General features: G+C 44.6%; 4 protein-coding genes and 1 pseudogene. 2 read left to right on the plus strand and 3 right to left on the minus strand.

Annotation, left to right across the window (positions count from 1 at the left end; all coding sequences use genetic code 11):
* Positions 1-297: 297 nt before the first annotated feature.
* A complete protein-coding gene (locus CAG68_RS21490) occupies positions 298-2,658 on the minus strand; it encodes a Lon protease family protein (protein ID WP_005375118.1) in 2,361 nt (786 codons plus the stop codon).
* A gap of 187 nt (positions 2,659-2,845) precedes the next feature.
* Between CAG68_RS21490 and CAG68_RS21495 the strand changes: the two genes are divergently transcribed.
* Positions 2,846-3,343 carry a hypothetical protein gene (locus tag CAG68_RS21495; RefSeq protein WP_005375116.1) on the plus strand — a complete coding sequence of 166 codons (498 nt, stop codon included), beginning with the start codon at positions 2,846-2,848 and terminating at the stop codon, positions 3,341-3,343.
* An 85-nt stretch (positions 3,344-3,428) separates the two neighbouring features.
* A complete protein-coding gene (locus tag CAG68_RS21500; RefSeq protein WP_086047243.1) occupies positions 3,429-5,060 on the plus strand; it encodes an ABC transporter ATP-binding protein in 1,632 nt (543 codons plus the stop codon).
* Positions 5,061-5,302: 242 nt separating this feature from the next.
* Here the strand turns inward: CAG68_RS21500 and CAG68_RS21505 are convergent.
* Together CAG68_RS21505 and CAG68_RS21510 are read right to left on the minus strand one after the other, a co-directional pair.
* Positions 5,303-7,337 (minus strand): annotated as a pseudogene (locus CAG68_RS21505) (prolyl oligopeptidase family serine peptidase).
* A 120-nt stretch (positions 7,338-7,457) separates the two neighbouring features.
* On the minus strand, positions 7,458-8,357 hold the full coding sequence (locus tag CAG68_RS21510; protein WP_005375112.1) for a LysR family transcriptional regulator: 900 nt from the start codon (positions 8,355-8,357) through the stop codon (positions 7,458-7,460).
* Between the last annotated feature and the right edge of the window lie 12 nt (positions 8,358-8,369).

Below are 8,369 nucleotides of genomic sequence, written 5' to 3' on the forward strand. Positions count from 1 at the left end.
GCATGACAGGGCCTCAGTTGTATGCGTGATGTCTATATCCAAACAAACTCGAGCTGTGCTTATAACAACGTTACTTTTCGGCAGTTTGAATATCTATGCTTCCTTGCGACGGGATAAATCCCAGACGAATAAACAAGTGGCGAATATTAGAGGTCGATCACACTTTTGTCTAGTACAAAAACTCTCCATTTTCAATCTGTTATTGACAATATCCCGACAGTGGTGTCGGAATATTGTCGTTATGATAAATTATGATCACTTATGATGAGATACATTCACATTTAGGACGGTTTCAGCCTATTTTCTCAACGAATTGAGCTTAGCTTGAGCAAGGCCAAAAATGGTATCGATTGGATAAGAGCCTTCATCGGTTGGCTCACCAGCAACTTTCCCCGTAAACAATTCGATAGCTTCAGTAACATGGTCAATCGCCCAAATATTAAACTCGCCTTTTTCGACTGCTTTAACGATGTCGGAACGAAGCATTAGATTGTGAACATTAGAGCGCGGAATAATGACCCCCTGCCCGTCATGACGACCTTTAATTACACACACATCATAAAAGCCTTCGATCTTTTCGTTTACGCCACCAATAGGCTGAGCTTGGCCAAATTGATTCATCGATCCTGTTATCGCAATGTCTTGTCGGTTTGGTTGCTTTGAAAAAGCAGACACAACCGCACATAACTCAGCCATGCTGGCACTATCACCATCAACACCACCATAAGATTGCTCAAAGGTAATGGTTGTCGTTAATGGCACTCGTGCCGTTTTACCAAATACGGAAGATAAGTAGGCAGACAAAATCATTACGCCCTTAGAGTGAATACTGCCACCCAAATCCACGCTGCGCTCGATATCGATAACATCCCCATCACCGTAACACGTCGTCGCTGTGATGCGATTCGGTGCACCAAACATGTAGTCACTAGTGCTCAATACCGAAAGTGCGTTCACTTGGCCTACAGCTTCTCCTTCGGTGCGAATCAGCGTTGTGCCGTTAATAAAGGTTTCCATTACGTTATCGCGTAATCGGCTTACTCGCATTTCTTGGTTATTGAGCGCCTCTTCAACATGCCCAATACGGATCATGTTAGAGTTGGCTTGACGAGCAACGTAGTTCGACTCTCGAAGCAAGTTGGCGATATTAGCCGAATGTAGAGATAGCTTGGATTGGTCGCCAGACAAACGTGAGCTGTATTCGATGATCCGAGCAATGGCTTTGCGATCGCAATGCAGCATATTGTTGTCATGCACCACGCTAGAGATAAAGCGCGCGTAATGCAGCTCAGACTCCGGCGTACGTTTCATTTCGTCTTCGAAATCTGCCGTCACACGGAACAACTCGCTGAACTCTGGATCGTAATGTTGGAGTAATTGGTAAGTTCGGTAATCACCAAATAAGATAATTTTGATATCAAGCGGAATCGGTTCAGGATCGAGTGATACCGCCCCCGTCAATGTGACTTCTTTTTCTAGAGACGTAAAACTCAATTGACGAGCACGCAATGCGCGCTTCAAACCATCCCAAACGTAAGGCTGTTCAAGTACTTTCTGAGCATCCATTAATAGAACGCCGCCATTCGCCTTATGCAAGCTCCCTGCACGAATCAGCGAGAAGTCGGTAAACACCGTTCCCTTGAAAGTGGCAGTCTCAATCGACCCGAAGAGTGAATGATAGTTGGGATTTTCTTCAACAACGATAGGAAATTCGCTGCTTTTACGGCTTACCAAGACGTTCACTTTATAACGACGTGGCAATTTTTTATCCAAGGATGCCGTCGCAATTTCGCCTTGCTCGCCACTTTGGTCAAGGAAGATATCTGCGTTTTCAACAATATCTTTTTGCAGCTCAGTTAAGTAGGTTTTGATTTCGGAATATTGCGCGTAATCCACTTTGAGTTTTTTGATGAAGTGAGTAATCACATCAAGCGTCACTTCATCATTGAGCTTTTTGATTTTATCGCTGTATGTCTCTTCCCACTCCGTAAGCTCACGAACCATCGAGCGCAATCGCACTTCGAGTTCATCAATAGCATCGCTGAATTGCTCTTGTTCTTTTTTGCTTAGTACATCAAAAGACTCTTCCGTATGAAGCTCATCACCGTTCATGGCGACAAACTGATAATCCCCCTGTGTAGTCAGTGTTAGGCTGATGCCTTTTTCTTTTGCCTCTCGGCTAATACGATCCAGCTCGTTTTGTTGCTTAGCTGCCAATTGATTTTTTAATCGCTCAGCGCGGCTAAAGTACATTTCATTGTCGAATGCTAGGGGTAAAGCATTCAATAATTTGCCCATTAAAGCTTCAATATCAACACGTAGCTTATTTCCGATACCACAAGGCAACTTTAATACCTTTGGTGTACGGGTATCCTCAAAGTTCGCAACGTAACACCAATCAAACAGGGCTGCTGCATCGTGCTGGTGACGATTCAGATAGCGCAAGATCATGGTGCGTTTACCTAGCCCATTCTGACCAATGGCGTAGATGTTATACCCTTTCTCTTTGATGGACATCGCAAACTCGACCGCTTTTTGCGCGCGCTCTTGGCCCACGATTTCATCAATTGGAGGTAACTCCTTGGTCGACTTACATGGCATATTCTCTAGATCTGCTACAGAATATAGCTGCTTAGCTTCCAATCTTAGTATTGCCATATCCACTTCCTTTTTTCTTATTTTCGTTATTTGAGTGTAGAGATTATTTGCTTAATTTTAAGTGATTTACCTTCCACCCTAGATTGATTGGACATTTTATGAACACATAAGTGATATTAACACGCACTTGCAATTGATAATCAATTTCATTTAATATCTAAACAAATCAAATGTTGTGGAGATGGATATGAATATTGAGCAATGCTGGATGCGCTACTTAAAAGCGGAGCAACTGATGGAACAAGGCCATTGGCCAGAAGCTCATCGTTTATATGACGACGTGCTCAACAATCTACCCAACCACATTCATTTAGCGCTAGAAAATGCACAAACTAAACCTTGCCAGTTTGTATGTCTCATTACGGGGCTTAGAGATGCCAGCGTGACGCAATCAGAGATTCTCAACAAACTCGGCTTACAACATGATGCGTTCTCAATACTCAATCAAACTTACGCGCTATTTCAATTTTTGCAGCTAGAGAGCCATGAACTGATTGAGCGCGTAGGTCACCTACTTGGTCAACAGAGCGAAGACTTATTAGCCCACATGGCGGCATTTTGCTCTGCCCAACGTAATGCTCAATGGATGATAGAACTCGAGCACGTAACGCGCGCGCATGAGCAGTTCTTACATTTGCAAGCAATGAGTTCGGCAAAATCTTCGCCTTCTCACCTGTATAATTAATCTAAAGCTCAAGCATTGAGGCCTACTAGGTTTGTGCTGTCCATTGCTTGAGTATCATTTGCTTTATCAACCACAAGGATCTGTGATGTCTTCTAAAACCATTCTTTCGGTGAACAACCTATCAGTCAGCTTTACGACAAACGATGGGATCGTCGATGCAGTAAAGAATGTTAGCTTCAATTTAAAAGCAGGCGAGACGCTGTCCATCGTTGGCGAATCTGGCTCTGGCAAGTCAGTATCAACCAATGCACTGATGAAACTACTGCCAGACAACGCTATTTTGCATGAAAACTCATCCATCATGTTTGAGGGTAGCTCCATCTTGGATAAAACAGAGCGTGAAATGCAAAGTATTCGCGGTGATCGCATTGGCATGATTTTTCAAGAGCCGATGACCTCACTAAACCCGTACATGCGCGTGGGTATCCAAGTCGCTGAGGCCATAATGTGTCACCGCCCGGTCGACAGACGAACAGCAAAAGAAAAGGTGTTAGAGCTGTTTGAATTGGTTCATATGCCAAACCCAGAAAAAGCGTACAACAAGTACCCACACGAATTTTCTGGTGGTCAATTGCAACGTATCATGATTGCGATGGCACTGATTAACGAGCCCGATATTTTGATTGCCGACGAACCAACAACGGCGTTGGATGTCACGGTTCAAGCAGAAGTGTTGCACCTGATTAAAGAAATTCAGGCTCAGATGGGCATGGCAATCCTATTTATTACTCATGACTTAGGCGTCGTAAAACACTTTGCAGACCGTGTCATTGTGATGTGTAAAGGAGAAGTCGTCGAAGAAGGCGAAACGCAAATACTCTTCGAGGACCCAAAGCACGAATATACACGTATGCTAATCAACTCGATTCCTAAAGGCAGTAAGGAGCCTATTAGCGAAAGTGCTACACAGCTTTTAAAGGCCGACGATATACGAGTCAAATTCTTGGTAAAGTCGCATTTTATTGCGAGCAAGAATGAGTACTTCGAAGCGGTAAAAGGCATTTCTCTTGAGCTTAAACAAGGAGAGACCCTCGGGATCGTTGGGGAGTCCGGTTCAGGTAAGTCTACACTCGGCCGAGCTTTGATAGGTCTACTGCCCTCAACTGGCAAAATAGAATATAAAGGCCAAGATATGGCCTTGCTGACAAACAAAGAACGTTTTGAGCTGAAAAAAGACGTTCAGATGGTATTCCAAGACCCTTATGGTTCGCTTTCTCCTCGTATGACTATCGGCGAGATCATCACAGAAGGATTAACTGTCCACCAACCAATGTTGAGTAAAAAAGAACGTATGCAGAAAGCGCGCGACGTGCTCCGTGAGGTCCGCTTAGATCCCGCGTCCATCAACCGTTATCCGCACGAGTTTTCAGGAGGCCAGCGTCAGCGTATTGCTATCGCGCGAGCACTGATCCTTGAACCTTCGTTTATTCTGCTTGATGAGCCAACCTCTGCATTAGACCGCTCGGTGCAACTGACAGTGATTGACCTTCTGAAAGATTTGCAGAAAAAACACAATATTGGCTACTTGTTTATTAGCCACGATCTATCAGTAGTTAAAGCACTCTCTGATCGTGTTCTAGTCATGCAAAAGGGCGAGGTCATGGAGCAAGGTGCGGCCGAAAAGATTTTCCAAAGCCCTAAAAATGACTACACGAAAAAACTGATAGATGCCTCATTTGATCTTGAAAACAGTGAAAATCAGCACAATGCGGCTTAGGTTCATCACAGTTTCATATTCATAAACTAGGATTAAGAAAAGGTGATAAATTCATCTTGTCTTAAGAATGGCGTAGCTGCCTTTCGGTTTGGCCGCCGAGACTGGTTGGTTCAAGAGTCAGACTTAGTCAACCTGGCTCAAATACTGGCATACAGTATGAATTGAGTTCCCCCAACCATGAAAAATGCCGCGACACTGTCGCGGCATTTTTTTATTCTCAGAAGTTTCTAACAACTAGGGCATTAAATCGACTCAATACCCATATTATGTAACGTAAATGCATACACGTCTGTGGTGAGGTCAATTTGCTTACTCAGCGGCATTCCTGCACCATGACCGGCATTAACATCAATGCGTATCAATACTGGATTAGCGCCTTGCTGTTTGTCTTGCAGCTCCGCAATAAATTTGTACGAATGTGCTGGCACAACTCGGTCGTCGTGATCAGCAGTTGTCACCAATGTCGCAGGATATTGCACGTTTTCTTTTACATTGTGAACAGGAGAGTAGCCAAGCAAGTATTGGAACATCGCTTCGCTTTGCGAAGACGTGCCATAGTCATACTTCCAGCCTTCTCCAGACGTAAACGTGTGGTAACGCAGCATATCAAGCACGCCAACCGCAGGCAGCGCGACTTTGAATAGTTCAGGGCGTTGCGTCATACACGCTCCAACTAACAAACCACCATTAGAACCACCGCGAATCGCTAGGCGATCCGAGCTAGTGTAGTCGTTTTCAATCAGGTATTCCGCCGCCGCAATAAAGTCATCAAACACGTTTTGCTTTTGCTGCTGAGTGCCTGCGTTGTGCCAGGCTTTACCGTATTCACCGCCGCCTCGCATGTTGGCGACAGCGTATATACCACCCAACTCTAGCCAGTTGGCTACATTGCCAGAAAACATTGGGGTGAGGGCTGATGTTAAAACCGCCGTAACCATACAACATGGTTGGTGCTCTACTATCAAGTGCAATGCCCTTCTTGTATGAAATGATCATCGGAACTTGCGTGCCGTCTTTTGAGGTGTAAAACACCTGTTTTGATTCATACTCATTACGATCGAACGGTGCCTTTGATTCTTGAAACAGTGTCGATTCACCAGACTCAACATCAAATGAGAAGATCGTCGGAGGCGTCACGTAGTTAGTGAATGTGTAATAAAGTGTGGTTTCTTCTTTTTTACCCGCCAGACCATAAGCCGTACCTTCTCCCGGCAATTGTACAGCTCGAATCCACTCACCTTGGTAGTTAAACTGCTGCACTTTAGAAAGCACATCTACCATATAAGTCGCAAACAGATAACCGCCACCTTTGCTGATTTCTAACGGCTGTTCTTGTTCAGCAATCACGTCAGCCCATTGTTCTGTCTGAGTGTTGTAGCTGACAACTTTGCCATTCGGCGCGTCTAGGTTGGTGTAAAGCAGCAAGGTTGCGTCTTGGCTATCAATTAAGTAGGTGTCTCCTTGCGTTGTCTCGCGCAGCGTCACAATTGCCTGTAACTCAGACTGTAAATCAATATAAAACAGACGATTACCCGATGTAGATTCTGCGCCAGAGATAATGAGGAGGCGATCATCTGTCGTCGTCGTACCAGACACATAACGATGAACTTGCGTATCCAACTCACCGAAAATCACTTTATCTTCAGACTGAGGTGTACCGAGTTCATGATAATAAAGCTTGTGATGCTCAGTTCGAGCTGACAACTCGCTGCCTTGCGGCTTATCGTAGCTTGAGTAATAGAAGCCTTTGCTGCCCAGCCAAGAAATCGACGTAAACTTCGCATCAACAATCTCAGGCTCTAACTGTTCTTTGGTTTCCGTATCAATGACAAAGATCTTACGCCAATCACTGCCCCCTTCCGAGATGGAATACGCGACCAAACGATAGTCTTTAGAGAAGCTGACTTCGCCAAGAGAGGTCGTGCCCTCTTCGGAGAAAGTATTTGGATCAAGGAAAACCTCGGCTTCTCCCTCGCCTTTACGTCGATACAATACGCTTTGGTTTTGCAAACCGTCGTTTTTGTAGAAGTAGGTGTAGTCACCACGTACAAATGGCTGGGAATATTTTTCGTAGTTTTGACTGTTCGCCACTAAGTCACGGATTTGTTGGCGGTACGGTATCTGACCAAGGAAATCGAAGGTGACCGAATTTTGACCCGAAACCCATTGTGCGGTTTCTTCACTGCGATCATCTTCTAACCAGCGATAAGGGTCGGCAATGTCGTGACCAAAATAAGTGTCCACGACAGAATCTTTACGTGTTTTTGGGTAATGCATAACGTCCGTGTTACTCCGTTGTTTTTATTAAGTTGTTTATCTTCAATCGTTTTATTGCGGTGATTACCTTAGAGCACCCAATTTTGATTTCAACGACATTGTTTTAAATCTATGAAGAACCTAGAAATAATGAGATATCGTTAAGTACCGGTCACGAATGTGCTCAATAAGCAGCTTCACTTTGTTCGGTGGTTGACGAGTAAACGGATACACCGCGTAGATACCCAACTTTTTACCTACTAATTCAGGAAAAATATCCACCAGTTGACCATTACGAATATCGTGATACACCAAGCAGCGCGGGACGTAAGCAATACCATGGCCGCCCAGAGCGGCTTTACGTAATGCGGTCGCGTTATCAGTAGAAAAGCAGCCCGATACTTTGACGATGTAATTGCCATCTTCTCCTTTAAACTCCCAATCCGTTGCACCTGTGGTTTGGTAAGCGTATTGCAGACAATTGTGCGTGGTGAGATCAATCGGCTCGATCGGTTTCCCATTTTTCGCAATATAAGAAGGTGACGCGCATACCACCCATTGGGAATCGAGAATATGTCGTGCGATCAAACTGGAGTCGGCTAGGTAGCCAGTTCGAATGACTAAATCGTAACCATCAGCCACTAAATCGACAAAGCGATTATCCAATGACATGTCCACGGTCAGACCCGGATGAAGGTTACAAAATTCGGCAACAGCATCAGCAAGTATCAAATCTCCAGAGATACACGGCACGGACATTTTTATATGACCGCTCACATTCTCTCCAAAGCCTGCAACAGCATCCATAGCCTCCTGAGTGGCCTGCTTCACATTTTTAGCACTGTGGAGTAACACCTTACCTGCCTCGGTCAAGGTTAATTTGCGCGTTGTTCGATATAATAGCTGAGCCCCTATTTCTTCCTCCAACCTCGCCATTCTTTTGCTAACTACCGAATTTGTAAGGTTATTTGCCTCTGCAACCTTACTAAAGCTGCCAAGTTCGATTACTTGAGAAAATAGGATTAAGTCGTCTGCTCTCATACCATTATGTCA

This window comes from Vibrio sp. V42_P2S4T144, assembly GCF_009904715.1.
GTDB classification, from domain to species: Bacteria; Pseudomonadota; Gammaproteobacteria; order Enterobacterales; family Vibrionaceae; genus Vibrio; species Vibrio alginolyticus.